Raw genomic sequence first — 14,905 nt, forward strand, 5'->3', positions numbered from 1 at the left:
CCCATAATGCTATCGTCTGCCCGGCAACGCCTTCAGCTCGATTGCGGCGATATGCCTATTTATGCCATCGGAGACATTCACGGGCGTCATGACCTGCTGCAGATGGCCGAACACACGATTGTCAAGGATGCGGCGCGTCTGCCGGGCCGCAAGCTCATCATCGCACTTGGCGACTACATCGATCGCGGTCCCTCGTCGGCGCAGGTGATCTCGCATCTGATGTCGCCGCCGCCGGAGAATTTCGACCGCATCTGTCTGACCGGCAATCATGAAATGATGATGCTCGACTATATCGACGGGAATCTTTCATTTTCCGAATGGATGCGCATGGGCGCCGACGCGCTGCTGCGCTCCTACGGTCTCGATGCCGAGCATCTGCCGCTGATCTTTCCGACGGCTGCGAAACTCGACGGCTTCATCCGCCAGTCGTTGCCGCGCCAGCATATCGATTTCATGCGGGCAATGCCGATCCTGGTCGATACGCAGGACGCGTTGTTCGTGCATGCCGGGATCGACCCCGCCTTCACGCTCTCCGAACAGAAGGACGAGGATCTCGTCTTCATCCGCGACCGCTTCTTCAACAGCAGCAGTTCGCTACCGAAGCTCGTCGTTCACGGCCATACGCCGGGTGACGAACCAGAGGTGCAGCCGAAGCGGCTCAATCTTGATACGCGTGCATTCAAAAGCGGAAGGCTGACCGTCGCCCGCCTGTGGCGGGGACGGGTTCACCTCTTTTCGACCTGATCAGGCCTCGGCAGCCTGACGCTTCTGTGGAACTTCTTCCGTGTAGTAGCTGACATATTTGTGGTGGTAGCGTTCCGTGCCGCCGAAATTGCTGAACTTGCCGAGTTCGGCCATATCCGTCTTGTTGAGGATGACGCCCAGGATCTTCGACTTGATCTGCGGTTCGGCATTCACGACGTCTCGGACGATGCTCGTCGGTGTCTGGCCCCATTCGGTCACGAACAGGAAGCCGTCCACCTGCGGCGCAAAGGCCTTGGCGTCGACGACCGGGCCGAGCGGCGCGAGGTCGACCACGATGTAGTCGAACATTTTCCGGGCGTTTTCCATAAGGTTGAACATGCCCTGGGAGGCAAGAAGCTCGCTGGTGTGCATCAGGTGGTCGTTCGTGACGACCGGCAGGATCGCAAGCTTGGTGCGGCTGTCGACCTTGACGGCGCTTGCCCACGGCACCTCACCGAGGACTGCTTCCACAAGACCCTGCTGCGGCGGTGACTTCAGCATCTGCGTCAGGCCTGGATTGCGAAGGTCGGCGTCGATCAGCAGAGTGCGCTTGCCGCTGGACGCGAGCAGGGCTGCGAAGTTCGCCGCTGTCGTCGACTTGCCTTCGCCGGGCAGGGCGGAGACGACGCCGATGACACGATCGCTCTTGCCCTGGAACATGACGTCGCTCGCAAGCTTGGCATTGCGCAGCGTTTCGGCAAAGACCGAGCGGGGCGCTTCGAGAACAATACGCATGATGCGTTCGAAGCTTGCGCCATCGTCCGGTGCTTCGGCGGTCTGAGGGAGCGGCTCCTTACGCGGCTGGAAGACCTTGCGTTCGCGCGGCGGCTTTCCGACTAGCGGCAGGTAGCCGAGGAATTTCAGGCCCAGGATGCTGCGCACATCGCCCTCGACACGGAAGAAGCGTTCGCGGAATTCCTGGAACGCGGTCAGCGCACCGCCGGCCATCAGGCCGAGAACGATGGCGAGACCGAGCGTCATCGTTTTCTTCGGGCTCGACGGCGACGTGGGGATACCGGCTTCGGAAATCACGCGTGCCTTCGCGATCGGGAAGGACTGCTGCTGCGAAGCCTCTTCGTAACGGCCGAGATAGGATTCGTAGAGCGTCTTCAAGGCGGTTGCCCGCTGCTCGAGATCGTTGAGCTGTACGATCGACTTGTCCGATTCCGAATTTTTGCCGGTCAGATGCCGGATGTTTTCGCGCAGCGACTGTTCACGCGATTGAGCGACCTCGAACTCGTTGCGATAGCTGGAGGTGAGCTGCTTGAGTTCCTGGAAGATCTGACGTGTCAGGTCTTCCTTCTCACCGCGAAGCTGCACCGCTTGCGGATGGTCGGCACCATAATTGGTGGTGATCTCCTGCTCGCGGCGGCTGACCGACAGATAACGCGTGCGAAGGTCCTGGATGACGGAGTTATCCGTCTGGCCGGAGGAGATTGCGGCGTTGTTGACCGCCGCTTCCGGGCCCTGATCGACGATCGACTTGAACTGGTTGTAGCGGGCCGAGGCGCTTGCGGTATCGGCCTGTGCGACGATGAGCTGCTTGTTGAGGTCGGCAAGCTGCTGGTCGGACATAAGCTCGCCGTTTGCCGAAGTCAGGCCATTCGCGGCCTTGAAATTCGCGACGTCGAGCGCCGCCTGCTGCGAGCGATTGCGGAGATCGGCAAGGCGTTCCTGCAACCAGACCGAGGCACGTTCGGTTGCGTCGAAATTCGCGTTGAGCTGGTCGTTCAGATAAGCGTCGGCATATGCCTTGGTGATCCTCGCAGCCAGCATCCTATCGGTCGAGCGATAGGAGACGGCGATAACGGAGCTGCGGGAAACGCGCTCCACCCCCAGCGCCTGCTGCAGCATGGCTGCGGCCTTCTGACGGCGGCCATTACGGGCATCCTCCTCGGAGACCGGCGGGCCGCCCGGTGTCAGGGCACTGGCGATAAGCTTTATGCCTGACTTCACGAGGTCGACCGGCGACTGGCCGGCGTCGAGGACGGTGTCGTTATCCGCGAGCTTCTGAGCGTCGACGACCCGCAGCGCAAGTTCGTTCGATTTCAGAATTTCGACGGCACTGGCAATCTGCGTATCCAACTGCTGGGCGTTGGCGGCCGGCGGCTGATCCTCGGCATATTTGGTCATGCTGTCGTCGAGCAGGATTTGCGTCATCGACGTATAGACGGGTGTCGCAAGAAACAGGTAGACGGCCGCGAGCGCCACGAACGCAACGACGCAAAGCACGATCGAGCCTTTGCGGCGCAAGAGGATCGCGATCAGCCGATCGATATCGATGAAGCTGTCGGAATCGTCGCCCGCTTTCGGTACGGAGCTGTGCAGGGTCAGGTTTCGTTGATTCATGAGCTCATCCTTTGGGCGAACGCGGTGCGCCGCCGAACGTTGGAATGTCTGTCTTTTGTCCGGCGAGATTGCGGAATGCCGCCGCCATTCTGTTGAGGCGTGCGGCGATCGGCATCTTGAGGTGGCGAAGGGCAGCAGGATCGCGCCATGCCGCCCTGATCGCGCCGGAGATCGATCTGTTTTTGATGTTTTCCACCAGGATCAGGAACGACGCCGCCCGTCGCAGACTCTGTGCCCGGAATTTCTGTGCAGCCATGGCATCCGCATCGAGCGTGTGTTTCCCGAGAAAGACCCTGTCTCCCTCCACCATTGCCTCGATATGCCGGAGTTCCAGCACCCGTGAGATGGAGCCCTCGCGGATATTGTAGTTATAGCCGGGGATCGGCTCGATGACGCAGCGTGCGCCGAGCGCCAGCGCCGAAGCGAGAAAAACATAATCCTCGCCGATCCGCAGGTTCTCGTCGAAGCGTAGCGCATGCTTCTCGATGAAGGCGCGCTCGAAAACAGGCTTCAGATAACCGAAATTATGCGTCGTTTCGAAAAGCGCGTTGGAGCGAATGAAGTCGGGCAGCGTCAATTCCGGCATGGCCGCCAGAGCGCTTTCGGCAAACATCGTTTCCGGGGGCGAGCCATCGGCGCGGATCACCCGAAGATTATCGACCGCAATCTGTGCACCTGCGTGTTCAGCACGGGCGATCAGTCGCGCAAGTCGGCCCGGCTCGATGGCGTCGTCGGAATCGAGCACGGCAATCCAGCGGCCGCTCGCCGCGGCTAGGGCGGTATTGCGTGCTACGGCCGGCCCACCGTTCTTCTCAAGCGTCAGCAGCCGGACATTTTTATCCGCGTAACCTCGCGCCACCTCGCCGGTTTCATCGGTCGAGCAGTCGTCAGCAACGATGACCTCGACGGTCACGCCGGTCTGCGCCAGCGCACTGTCGATCGCTTTCGAGAGCGTTTCGGCTGCATTGTAGGCAGCCATGATGAAGCTGATGTCCGGCGGCGCTTTCGTCATGCAGTCCCCTCCGCCGCGCCGTATTGGCGGATCTCGCGCACACCGAGCAGGCCGCTGACGACACCGAGGTGCATCATGCCGCGAAGTGCGTAGCGATAACGCGGGACCGGAACGAGGATGCAGACGAAGGCAACGCCGAGGCAATAACCGGCCTTTGCCGTCGCAAGACCGATCTGCTTCAGACGATTGAGGCCCTTGTGCTTCTCCTGCAGCAGCCGGCCGTGCGTCTGACCGAAACGGAAGCGGCGCTTCGCAAGCCACGAAAGCTCCGCCCGATTTTCCGGTACCGATTCATAGACGTGCGCTTCGGGGGCATAGGCAATGCGCCCGCCATCCCGGTGCATGTGGCTGAAGAACTCGGTGTCTTCGCCGCCCGTCTTTCCGAGTGCCAGGTTGAAGCGGCGCCCCTTCACATGCGGCGAGCCGAGGCGAAGCAGCACATTGCAGGTGTAGCCGGTGCGGATTTCGCCGCCGACCCAGACCGGCAGGGTCGAATGAAAATCACCTTCCCGCATCCAGCTTGGCGCCGTCTGGGAGTAGACGCTGCGGACCGGTCCAAGGACGGCGTCTGCTTCGGTCCTCTCGGCCGCACTCAGCAATTCGATCAGCCAGTTTTCCGAGGCATCCTCGTCGTCGTCGATGAAGGCCAGGAAGTCGCCGGTCGCGTTTTCGAGACAGGCGTTCCGGGCGATCGAAATGTTTGATGCCGGGCAGTGCACATAGGCGATCACGTGCGGGACCCTTGAGCGAAGAGCGTCGACGCGCTCTCGTGCGCTCGGCGTCACGTCGTTGTCGGCAACGATGATGCGCAGTTTGACGTTTTCGGGAACCGCAAGACCGGCAAGCGAAAGCAGCGCCTCATCCAATGAGGCGCGGCGATAGGTGCAAACGCCGATATCGATCTGCATGCGTTGGTCCTTCATCAGGAAGCCTTGCGGTTGCGGAAGCTCAGGAGCTCCATCCAAAAACCTGCCGACCAGGCGAAATGCATCACCATGGCCGAGAGTGCGGCAAGCGGGCCGTATGGGTTGCGCTGGCCGACGGCCATCCAGAAGCCGTAGCCGACGCAGGCGACCGCCCAGAGGCTGAATGGTATAACGGCGATCCAATTCAGCACGGCCAGGAACGCACCGATAAACAGCGGCACCACCGCAAGCGGCAACATCTGACGAAGCTTCGGCATGCTGCCATGCTTGAGGATGTTCTTCGCGCGGCCCCGACCATAGCCAAGATATTGGCGGAAAAGCGTCCGGACCGTTGATCTTGGGTAATAGATCATCCGCGTCTTGTCGGTCATCCAGATACCGAACCCGGCCTTTTTCAGGCGGTAATCCAGTTCCGCGTCCTCATTATGGCTAAATGTCTCATCGTATCCGCCGACGGACTCGAAGGCTGCGATGCGTATCAGCGCATGGTGGCCGTGATCGGCCCAATGGCCCTTGGCACCCTCGCGGTGCTTGGAGCCGCCATTGCCGAGCTTGGAGTTCTGCGCGAAAGCCGTTGCCTTCTGGAAAATGCCGTGTCCAATCGTCTCCATCGCGACGACGACCGAATCCGCCTGGACCAGCTCGGCTTCTTCGACAAGCCGCTGGCAATAATCCGCCGGATAGTCGCCGTGGGCGTCGATCCGGATCAGGTATTCGTAGTCGCGTCCAAAGGTTTTGACCGCCAGGTTGACGGCCGCGCTTTGAATCCGGCGCGGGTTGTCGAGAAGAATGACCCGGGGGTCGGCTTCGCTGATCCGCGCGACGATGTCACGGGTGCCGTCGGTGCTGCCGCCGTCGGCGACGACGATGCGGGCATTCAATTGATCGAGGGCGGGACCCAGTCTCTCGATCAGGGGGCCGATGTGCTTTTCTTCATTCAGGCAGGGGATGACGATAAGGCTGGCGACGCTGGAACAAACATCAGTCTTCATTGCAGTCAAACCCTCTTGAGCTGCGGTTGCGGGAACAAAGGAAGCGGCGGACGCCTCCGCGGCGGAGGATACAAGGCGGGACAAGTTGTCGACCAAGGCGCGGCAATCGCTGCGGTCAGCAAACCAGCTTCTGCGATCCTCGGCTGCGACGGCCGCCGCAAGGGCGCCGTAACGTTCGCCGGTGAGGCCGTCGAAGAGCGCCTCGAGGCTTTCAGGAGAGGCGTCGTGCAGCGTCAGGCCAATGTCCTTGGCGGAGAGGAAGCGGGCTGTTTCGGTGCCTGCAAGCGTGATCGGCACGCTCCCGTAGAGGCAGCCTTCGTAGAGCCGGTTGGGAAGCAGCCAGCTGGAATTGAGGCCTTCTTCGAAGAAGTCGATGGCCCAGGAGAAGTGGACATCGCCGTAGATCGCTGAGAGATCTTCCGGGTTCTTGTACGGCCCCTCGAAGCTCAGGTAGGGCTCGTTGGCGACAAAGGTGTCGAAATCCTCGAACTCGGAATAGGCGGGCCGGCCGCGCAGCACGATGTTGACGCGACCATCCATGCAGCGGGAGAAATCGGCAAGCAGTTTTAGCGACTTGCGGCAACGGAGCGCCCCGAACCAACCGATCTTCCAGGGCTCGCCGTCCTGCGGCGGCAAGCGGAACGGCTTGGCTTCCGGCATGCCGTCCAGCGCGAGCACCTTGTTTTCGACAAGCATGATCGGCGCCTTGAGAGCAGAGCGCGGAACGAAGTAGTTGGCGATAAACGCCGGCGAACTGGTCAGGATCAGTTTGGCGTCGCGTCCGAAATGGGCTTCCGCACGGCGGATGGCCTTGCCGGCTGCACCGTCGCTCACGAGAAGGCGATGGATGTCGAGGCATTCGTAAACGACGGGCACGCCGCCGAAGAGCCGGCTTGCGCGGTCAGCGACGGCGAGCGATTCCAGATTGCGCCCGATAATCACGTCAGGGCGCTCGACGCCCTTGAGCAGGCGGCGGAGTCCGGCAACAGCCTTTGCGACGGCGGCCATGCGCTGGCCGAATCTGCCGTCAGCGGTCCGCCCCAGCTCGATCGGCGTAAGGCCATCGACGGCGGCGAGCGCATTCTCGCCGCGCCGGAAGCCGGCCAGCGTCACCGACGCGCCGCCCTCCCTCAGCATCAGCACGCGGCGGCGCACAGCCGGATCGGCAAGGTCGTGCGCCAGGTAGAGGACTTTTAGCATCAATACTCCTTTGCGTAGACCGGAATTCACCGGAGTCCGTTCGGTTGGTGCTGTGCAGTGTCTTGGCAGGTTCTGCACGCTCAGTTGAGCGTGCAGGCGATCGAACCCTGGAACTGGCATTTATCGCCGGGCGCCGTGTAGGCGAACCGGTCGATTTCCATCGTCGTGGGTTGTGTGTAGGCAAACTTGCCCATCCAGTTCGCAAGCGTGTCCGATCCCCAGAGGCTGAAGAAAATCTTCTGCGGGCTCTGAGGGATCTTGGATGGATCGGTGACCTCCTGAACGAGTTTACCGTTCAGGTAATAGCGAAGCCGGGCCGGCTCCCAGACAAAGGCATAGTCGTTGAAACCCTGGTCGGCAGCCTGGCCGACGGGCACGAGCTTTTCGTTGCCGCCCTTCGCCTTGATGTACTGATTCAGCTGAACGGTCGACGTGTCCTTGCCAAGCACTTCGAAATCGATTTCATCGTGCTGCTGTTTGTCGGCCGGGCCGATATAGGTGAAGAAGGCGGAGTTCAGGCCCGGGCCGGTTGCCGCCTTGATCCGCGCTTCATAGGTGCCGTAGCTGAAGCGCTTCTTCGTCTGGATCTCGCCGCAGAGATAATTCCGGTCCTTGGACTTACCCTCCGTGAAGCCCAGGCCCAGCATGCCGCCCTCGGCCTTCACCTCGTTCTTCGACCAGGTGCAATTCTGGTGAGCGCCATTGTTCCAGCCGTCGGATACGAACCAGACGCTGCGATCGATCTTGTCGAAATCGTCGACGAAGGATTTGCCCGTCGCCTGCTGGGCATGGGCGGGAAGGGCGCCCAGGAACAGGGCGCCGATTGTCAAGCTTTGGCAAAGCAGTCGCGCATGGGCGATTTTAGCCGTCATGTGTCACCTTTGCTGTGGAATGAATTCTGCCGGGATTTCCCGGCGCGAAGCGGGCGAAGACCCTTTCTTCGACCGGCCACCGGTCAGTACGGCGTAGAGACGCGGAGCGGTGTTGCGGACGAGGTTGTTGGAAACCGCAAGCACCGGGAAGAGAACCAGTAGCGAGCCGCAGAAGAAGAGCGGATAGAAATCGATCCCCATCTTTCCCCAGACCATCCAAAGAAAGACGAGCAGCGGATAATGGGCGCAGAATATCCAGAAGCTCAGGCTCCCGGTTTTCGAAAGACGCTGGCCCAGACGGGTTTTGATGAGCAGGGCAGACAACATCCAGAAACCCGCAGCTCCGCCGATCGCCAGGGCGTTGCGGGAAAGTTCGACCCACGAGGGCATCAATGGACCGGTCGTGTAGATCGCGGTCGCAAGTAGCGCCGAGGCGATAAAGAGAGCCGCGACACCGAGCGGGGCGAAGCGATCAAGCGCCTTGATGTCGAGCTTGTAGAGGCTTGCATAGATGCCGAACGTGAAGCTGAAGAGGATCGAGCGCTTGATCACGATGTAGAGCGACAATTCCGGAATGAGCGCAAGAAGCAGCAGCGCCGACAGCGTCAGCAGCGGAACGCGACGGATGAGCCAGGCAAGCAGCGGCGAAAGCAGGATGCAGACGAAGAGGTCGCGCAGGAAATAGAGCGGGATGTTTGCCGGGAAATCCTCGAGCGCGAACAGCTGGCTGAGAAGCCCACGGACCGATGCTGTCCAAGGACTGATGACGTAGCCATCGCCGATGCCGATGCTCAGCATTGCCAGCACGGCGATGAAGAATGCCGTATTCCAGAGGAGAAATGGCAGGAAAACGGTTTGCGCCTTCGTCCGCACGGTCTTCAAGTAGTCGAACCCCTCCATGCCGCCACGAAACAGCAGATAGCCGGAAATGGCGCTGAGGCAGGGAACCCCAACACGGAAGAGCGCTTCGCTCAGGAACACCCGCAGCCAGTCGAAGAAACCGTAGTTTCCGTTGAACGGCGTGTTGGCAGGATCGAACGGTATATGGACGAACACGATGCCCGAAATGAGCACGATGCGCATCAGGTTGATCCGAGAGGATACGTTTGTGTCTACGTTCACGTTATCAGTCACCCCTATTCGGCCGCACCTCCCCTTACGGCCGTTTCAACGAGACAGACTCCAGCCCGCGATCCAAAAGCTAGAGTGTTTTCACGGAAGAAAATATGGCGCTGCAGCAAAAATGATCGGGTGTCCCGTCTTGACACAGCCGGGGAACCTCCGCATCGGCAGCCGGTTTTGTCGCGCACCGACTTAGAGAAGCGGCTGAACGCCCCATACGGCAATGTATTTCGGAATATGATAATAAAGCAGGATTGGGCCGGGCCGGGAGCACGCGTGCTAGAAAAGTTTTTCATTCTTGGTGAAAGATGTCGACGGTTTCCAAGGCCATGCAGTCCCGAATTGCGGCGAGAATGTGATTTTTGGTATCCTTGGTGCGCCTTTTCAGCACATGCCTCTCTCGAGGCCAAACTATTGGGCTTTGACAAATTTCGGCCGGAATGACCTTCATCATTTCGCACTGCAGCAACTTGTTCGGTGTAGCTCTCGGGTCTATGTGCTTGATCACCGGACGGTCCTTCAGGAGAAAGAATGGCGACCTTCACGATCATCATCCCCTTCTATCAGCGCGAAGACGGCATCCTTCGCCGCGCACTGGCTTCGGTCTTTGCGCAGAGCTTTCAGGACTTCGATGTGATCGTTGTCGATGACCAGTCACCCTATGCGGCCGAAGACGAATTGAAGCCGCTCACCCAAGACCAGCGGGAGCGGATTACGATCGTCAAGCAGCCGAATGCAGGCCCCGGCGGAGCGCGCAATACCGGCCTGGACAACGTTCCGGCCGCTACGCGCTTCGCAGCCTTTCTGGATTCCGATGATCTCTGGACGCCGGCGCATCTGCAAAATGCCCATGATGCGCTGCAGAAGTTCGATGCAGACTGTTACTGGGCGTCAATCCACGGCGGCGAAGAGTTCGACTACCATTTCGGGATCGCCGATCTGGAGAGGAGCGAAAAGGCGTCGCGCCTTTCCGACCATCCGCTGCTGCTCGAGATTCCGGACCTTGCAGGCGTGATGCTGAAGAACTGGGCTTTCCTGCACATGTCGTGCATGGTCATCGGCCGGCCGCTGATCGAGAAGGTTCGCTTCGACGCGGCACTTCGGCTCGCGGCGGAAGATGTTCTGTTTTTCTGCGATTGCATGCTCGCGGCGCGGCGGATCGTTCTCTGCGGGGAGGCGGGTGCGCTGCGCGGAGAAGGAATCAATATTTTCCACGGCGTCGACAACGCCTCGCCGGAGTTCCTCAAGCAGCAGTTCATAACCTGGATGGCGCTCGACCGGCTGGAAAGCCGTTTCTCCAAGCGTCCGCAGGAAATCGAAACGATCAAGGCCTACAAGAGCCGGGCACGGAAACAGGCGCTCTGGAGCCAGGCCGGCCTTGTGCGCAGGCGACGGATGCCGGACTTGCGGCTGCTGGCACGCTGGGCCTGGCGCGATCCGGCCTTGCTCACGAGCGTGCTTCAGCTCGCCGGCGGAAAACCTTCGAAATAGGCAGGCTTACTCCGCAGGCGACGGCAAAAGATATCTGAGCCCACCGGCTCCCTTGGTCGCGATGTCGACGCCGCCGGGGCTGCGGAAGCGTTCCGTCTTGTCCATGAAGATGCCCCCGGCAATCGCCGGGATGGCCAGGGGGTGGGTCAGGGCGTAGCCAAGGGCCGCACCGGCCCCGGACTGCTTCTTCACATCGAGGAAGTGCCGAAGCTCGTATTTGCCGCGAACGTGGCTCTCGTGCCGGCGCACGGCTGCGGCGGCTTCTGAGGACAGCTTGCAATTGGCCAGGATCGCCTGGTCCGCTTCATAGAGCCTGCGGATATCTTCCGTCCGGTGGCTTCCGCTCAAGGAGTTGCCGCGCACGACGGCGCCATACCCGCAGCTATGGATCACCTTGTAGCGTGCGCCGTTAGCCAGCGCGCGGACGTAGAGATCGTAGTCCTCGCCGAGGCGCATCTCCTCGCGATAGCGCAGCTTGTAAGCATCAAGAAACGCACGCCGCATGACCGGCTTCAGGAAGCCGATTTCACCGCGCCGGACGCCGCGCTTCGAAATATTGCCCTCGACAAAGCTCACCAAGTCAAGAAACAGCGGACGATCAGGGAAATGGTCGAGTTGCTGCGGGGCGCGCGTGACGGTCTCGGCTTCCACGAAGGCGATGTTATCGGCCACCAGATCCCAATCGTCTTCCGCAAGCATCCGGCTGAAGCGGCCTTCGAAGAAGAAGTCGTCGGCATCGAGAATGCTGATCAGCGGCGCGGAGGAGACCTCAATCGCATGGTTGCGGGCGGCGGACGGACCCCTGTTCTTCTCGAAGGAGACGACATTCAAGCGATTGCTGCCGTCATCGGCAGCCCTGGCGACATCGGCCGTTCCATCGGTGGATCCGTCGTCGATCACGACGACTTCGGCCACTTGCTTTTCCCGCAAGGCCGAAGCGATCGCCATACCGATCGTATCGGCCGCGTTCTTGGCGGCAATGATTACGCATATGCTTGCCGTAGCCGTCTCAACCACGTCGTACCCTCCGTTGTTTCGCGCAACAGTTAGGACGTCGCCGCTTCGACGGCAATGCAAAAGACCTTCAAAAGATATTACGGAGCCCGGGCGTCACGTGCCGGAAGCGTGCTTTCAACGGTTGAAAGGCTCGGAACTTTTGAACGGTGTAACGACAAGCGTTTCCTTGTCGTCGCGAGCCGGCGACATCACTGCAGTCCCCTTGGCGTTACGCGCCTTGCTTTCTTTCCAGACGAGGAAAAGCACGCCGCCAAAGTAGCCGATCTGCAAAAGTACCGCGCTGATTGCTGTGTCGATCAGCGTATCGACGAGAGAACCGTTTAGGTAATAGGTCGCAATCGCAAAGACCGCCAAAGCGCCGAGCATGCTGACGAAAACACGAGGTGCGTACATAATCCTGCCTCCCCTAAGGAGGTCGTTCAATGAACATTCATTGAATTCGGGCTGCCTCCCTGGGACCCTTTACTTTGTATATTTTAGATAGCCTGTGGTTTCAACCGAACAGAAGCATTCTTTCGTTATCCGTTGCTCGTTTTCTACAGTATTCGAATTAAGGTTTCGTTCCGGCCTTGGATAAAATCGGCGAATGCTCGTTAAGGATTAACTCCGGCCTCCTTTCATGCGATCAGCTTACCTTGGATTGCGGCAAATTTGACATTGCACCTGTCTTTCGCGCCATATTTCCACATGGTAACTAACGCGGCGGCGGGCAATGCGTTCAACTTTTATTACAAAGTTCTCATCTAAAACGATTTGAGTGTGCGGCGCAAAATGCATGGTGCGCCGCAATAAAATTGGCAATAAGGCAATATAGTTGACCTATTGAGGGTAGTGCCGAGGCTGCATAGCCAAATTCCGTCGCAAATCCGCAGAAGAAGTTATTCTTCAATCTTTTTGCGCCGCAAAGCAAATACCAAGTTCTTTAGTGCGGCTCATCGAGACTATTCGAAAACATTGCAAGCTTTGCATCTGCACTTAAGGGATGGCTCATAAACGAAAAAGCGCTTGCGGCACGTCAAAAACGGCCCGTTACACAATCGCCATGAAATTGTGGCTTAAAAAAACAAAATCGGCCCATACACTCCGAACTCGTCAACGCCAGCCTATCGGCCTTGGCATACCGACCAAACGGCAAACATAAGTGGAGTTAACTCTATGAAGTCTGCGACGAGATCGGACAGTACGCCATTCTTTGGCGTGGTTCATGCGAATGTCTTTCCGCCGACCGGCGGGATAATCAAGCGAGCATTCGATATCTCTGCTGCCGCGCTCGGGCTCATTTTCCTGAGTCCGGTGTTTCTAATGGTGATGCTGCTCATAAAGCTCTCCGACAGGGGACCGGCTTTCTACGGACATCGCCGTATCGGCCACAACGGCCAGGAGTTTCGTTGCCTGAAGTTCCGAACCATGGTCGTCGATGGCGACAAGGTTCTGCAGGAGCATCTGCGCAACAATCCGAAGGCAATGGAAGAGTGGCGTTCAACGCGCAAACTTCAGGACGATCCGCGGGTCACCGCCGTCGGAAGCGTGCTGCGCAAGCTCAGCCTTGATGAACTGCCGCAACTCATCAACATCCTTCGCGGCGAAATGAGCGTCGTCGGGCCTCGGCCCGTGGTGCATGACGAACTGGAGCTCTATGAGTCTTCCGCCGTCTATTATCTTCAGGCTCGCCCTGGGCTTACCGGCCTTTGGCAGATCAGCGGACGTAACGACGTGTCCTATGCCACGCGCGTTGCTTTCGACACCCACTACGTCGAAAACTGGTCGCTCACCCGCGACGTTATGATCATTGCCCGGACGATCCCTGCCGTCTGCATGCAGCGCGGCAGCTACTGAGAACGCCGCTTCCAAATACACCAGTGACGTACGGTATAGCTTTTGGCTTGCCGTGCCGATTTATGGGAAAGACTGAATGAGAGAAATCCTGTTACGCCGTAACCTGCTTGGAAACTCCTTTATGACTGGCCTCGCTTTCGTTGCGGGGTTTGGCATATTGGTCGGCTCTTCTAGCTTTGCAAAGGCTGATGACTACAAGCTGGGCACGATGGACAAGTTGCGCATCCGCGTTGCCGAATGGCAGACGGCGGAAGGATCGATCCGCGACTGGTCGGTGGTCAGCGGCGACTATACGGTCGGCCCCGCAGGCAATCTCTCGCTTCCGTTCGTAGGCGACCTCCCAGCCTCCGGAAAGACGACGGATGCGATCGCGCAGGAGATCGGTGTCGCGCTGCAGAAGCAGTTCGGCCTGAAGGACCGGCCCTCCGCATCCGTCGAACTTGCCGAATTCCGGCCTGTCTTCCTGACAGGCGACGTCGACAAGCCGGGCGAATATCCTTTCGCACCGAATCTCACCGTCGTGAAGGCCGTCAGCCTCGCCGGCGGGCTTCACCGCGCAGACGCCGGCCAGCGCTTTGCCCGCGATTTCATCAACGCCAAGGGTGATGCAGTCGTCTACACGACGGAAAAGAATCGCCTGCTCGCCCGCAAGGCACGGCTGCAGGCCGAGATCGCCGGCCAAGAGACGATCGACATGCCGAAGGAACTGAAGGATCTGCCGGAGGCAAAGGCGCTGCTTGCCAGCGAAACAGCATTGATGTCGACGCGCAAGAAGCGGCTCACGCTGCAGCTTCAGGGGCTCGAGGACTTGAAATCTCTGCTGCAGTCCGAAATTGAGTCTCTCGCCAAGAAGACAGAGACGCAGACACGCCAGCTCGAGCTTGCCAAGGAAGACCGCGATAAAGTGGAAAACCTTGCCGAGAAGGGGCTTGCGCTCAGCGCCCGCAAGATGGCATCCGAACAGCGCGCAGCCGATATCGAGGCCACGCTTCTCGACATCGACACCAACTCGCTGAAGGCCAAGCAGGACATCAACAAGGCCAATCAGGACGAGATTACGCTCCGCAACGACTGGGACGCCACGCTGGCGCAGGAACTGCAGGACACCGAAAGCGATCTGGATACGCACAACCTGAAGCTTGCGACCAGCGATGCGCTGATGTCGGAAGCTCTGGCGCAATCGAATGATGCCGCGCGGTTCGACCCGGACAATAGTGCCAGCATCGGCTACTCGATCGTGCGGGAAGTCGACGGCCAGTCGAAGGAAATTCCGGTGCAGGAAAACACCGCACTGCAGCCCGGCGACCTGATCAAGGTCACCGCCGGGGTCGCAATGAGATAGCG

General features: G+C 59.6%; 12 protein-coding genes and 1 pseudogene. 4 read left to right on the forward strand and 9 right to left on the reverse strand.

Annotated features, from left to right (window positions below):
• Nucleotides 1-6: 6 nt before the first annotated feature.
• A complete protein-coding gene (locus HGP14_RS24350) occupies nt 7-744 on the forward strand; it encodes a metallophosphoesterase (protein WP_168832442.1) in 738 nt (245 codons plus the stop codon).
• On the opposite strand, the gene HGP14_RS24355 is transcribed toward HGP14_RS24350, so the two are convergent.
• From HGP14_RS24355 to HGP14_RS24380, 7 genes and pseudogenes are all read right to left on the reverse strand, one after another.
• On the reverse strand, nt 745-3,093 hold the full coding sequence (locus HGP14_RS24355) for a polysaccharide biosynthesis tyrosine autokinase (RefSeq protein ID WP_168832443.1): 2,349 nt from the start codon (nt 3,091-3,093) through the stop codon (nt 745-747). It lies immediately after the preceding gene.
• A gap of 4 nt (nt 3,094-3,097) precedes the next feature.
• The gene (locus HGP14_RS24360; RefSeq protein ID WP_168832444.1) at nt 3,098-4,105 is read right to left on the reverse strand and encodes a glycosyltransferase family 2 protein; all 1,008 of its coding nucleotides are present in this window, start codon (nt 4,103-4,105) and stop codon (nt 3,098-3,100) included.
• Nucleotides 4,102-5,013: a glycosyltransferase gene (locus HGP14_RS24365; protein WP_409527100.1), complete on the reverse strand. Its 912-nt coding sequence runs from the start codon at nt 5,011-5,013 to the stop codon at nt 4,102-4,104. Before HGP14_RS24365 ends, HGP14_RS24360 begins: the two co-directional genes overlap by 4 nt.
• A gap of 14 nt (nt 5,014-5,027) precedes the next feature.
• Nucleotides 5,028-6,023, reverse strand: coding sequence for a glycosyltransferase family 2 protein (locus HGP14_RS35700; protein WP_246704575.1), 996 nt, complete (start codon nt 6,021-6,023; stop codon nt 5,028-5,030).
• Nucleotides 6,024-6,053: 30 nt separating this feature from the next.
• Nucleotides 6,054-7,223 (reverse strand): annotated as a pseudogene (locus HGP14_RS36490) (glycosyltransferase family 4 protein); the annotation flags it as partial.
• Nucleotides 7,224-7,303: 80 nt separating this feature from the next.
• Nucleotides 7,304-8,095: a glycoside hydrolase family 16 protein gene (locus tag HGP14_RS24375; RefSeq protein ID WP_168832447.1), complete on the reverse strand. Its 792-nt coding sequence runs from the start codon at nt 8,093-8,095 to the stop codon at nt 7,304-7,306.
• 3 nt (nt 8,096-8,098) lie between these two features.
• Nucleotides 8,099-9,217 (reverse strand): acyltransferase family protein, encoded by a 1,119-nt coding sequence (locus tag HGP14_RS24380; protein ID WP_168832448.1) that lies wholly within the window; start codon nt 9,215-9,217, stop codon nt 8,099-8,101.
• Between the two features lie 531 nt (nt 9,218-9,748).
• Here HGP14_RS24380 and HGP14_RS24385 point away from each other — a divergent pair.
• Entirely contained in the window at nt 9,749-10,708 is a 960-nt protein-coding gene (locus HGP14_RS24385) for a glycosyltransferase family 2 protein (protein WP_168832449.1), read from the forward strand.
• Between the two features lie 6 nt (nt 10,709-10,714).
• On the opposite strand, the gene HGP14_RS24390 is transcribed toward HGP14_RS24385, so the two are convergent.
• Both HGP14_RS24390 and HGP14_RS24395 read right to left on the reverse strand, forming a co-directional pair.
• Nucleotides 10,715-11,725: a glycosyltransferase family 2 protein gene (locus HGP14_RS24390; protein WP_168832450.1), complete on the reverse strand. Its 1,011-nt coding sequence runs from the start codon at nt 11,723-11,725 to the stop codon at nt 10,715-10,717.
• 114 nt (nt 11,726-11,839) lie between these two features.
• Nucleotides 11,840-12,118, reverse strand: a complete 279-nt coding sequence (locus HGP14_RS24395; RefSeq protein WP_168832451.1) for an exopolysaccharide production repressor protein — start codon at nt 12,116-12,118, stop codon at nt 11,840-11,842.
• 762 nt (nt 12,119-12,880) lie between these two features.
• On the opposite strand from HGP14_RS24395, the gene HGP14_RS24400 reads away from it, so the two are divergent.
• Both HGP14_RS24400 and HGP14_RS24405 read left to right on the forward strand, forming a co-directional pair.
• Nucleotides 12,881-13,561 carry a sugar transferase gene (locus HGP14_RS24400; protein ID WP_168832452.1) on the forward strand — a complete coding sequence of 227 codons (681 nt, stop codon included), beginning with the start codon at nt 12,881-12,883 and terminating at the stop codon, nt 13,559-13,561.
• Between the two features lie 121 nt (nt 13,562-13,682).
• On the forward strand, nt 13,683-14,903 hold the full coding sequence (locus HGP14_RS24405; protein ID WP_246704570.1) for a polysaccharide biosynthesis/export family protein: 1,221 nt from the start codon (nt 13,683-13,685) through the stop codon (nt 14,901-14,903).
• The last annotated feature ends 2 nt before the right edge of the window (nt 14,904-14,905 follow it).

Origin of the sequence: Rhizobium sp. P32RR-XVIII, from assembly GCF_012641395.1 — a bacterium.
Lineage (GTDB): Bacteria > Pseudomonadota > Alphaproteobacteria > Rhizobiales > Rhizobiaceae > Rhizobium.